General features: G+C 49.3%; 2 protein-coding genes. Both read right to left on the bottom strand.

What is annotated here, in order from left to right:
• Window positions 1-271, bottom strand: a 271-nt coding sequence (locus ACTHTY_RS11605; protein ID WP_440367776.1) for a hypothetical protein, incomplete at its 3' end; no start/stop codon positions are given.
• 45 nt (window positions 272-316) lie between these two features.
• The coding region (locus ACTHTY_RS11600; protein ID WP_440367775.1) for a hypothetical protein at window positions 317-505 on the bottom strand (189 nt) is incomplete at its 5' end.

Raw genomic sequence — 505 nt, 5'->3', positions numbered from 1 at the left:
ACACAAAAAAAACACCCCAAACCCAAAACCAAAACAGCACCAAAAACCTAGCCCACACCAACCACAACACCCACCCTACAAACCCAACCACAACCGACCCCAACAACCAACCCACACCAAACAACCCCAAAACCCCAACCACCCCACACCACCAACAACACACCCCCAAAAAACAACCAAAACCACACACAAAAAAACCCACCTCAAAAGCAAACCCTCCCCACCAACAAAACAAACCCAAAACCACCCAAAAACCCCCAAACAACCCCAAACCCACCCCACCAACAAAAAAAACCCACCCCTAAAACAGACCTTCTCACACACGACCCCAACCACCCCTAAAAAACACACCACCAACAACACAAGACAACCAAAACTCCAAAACCACCCAACACAAACCAACCACCAAAACCAACCACAACCAAACCCACAAAACAAACACCGCAACCAACACAAACCAAACCCCCAACACCACCCCAACCCCAAACCCAAAACACCCCCCCCA

Source organism: Neisseria sp. P0019.S002, assembly GCF_051957155.1.
Classification (GTDB): Bacteria; Pseudomonadota; Gammaproteobacteria; order Burkholderiales; family Neisseriaceae; genus Neisseria; species Neisseria perflava.
Note: the sequence above shows the minus strand (reverse complement) of the source record. Positions and strands in the feature narration are given on the sequence as shown.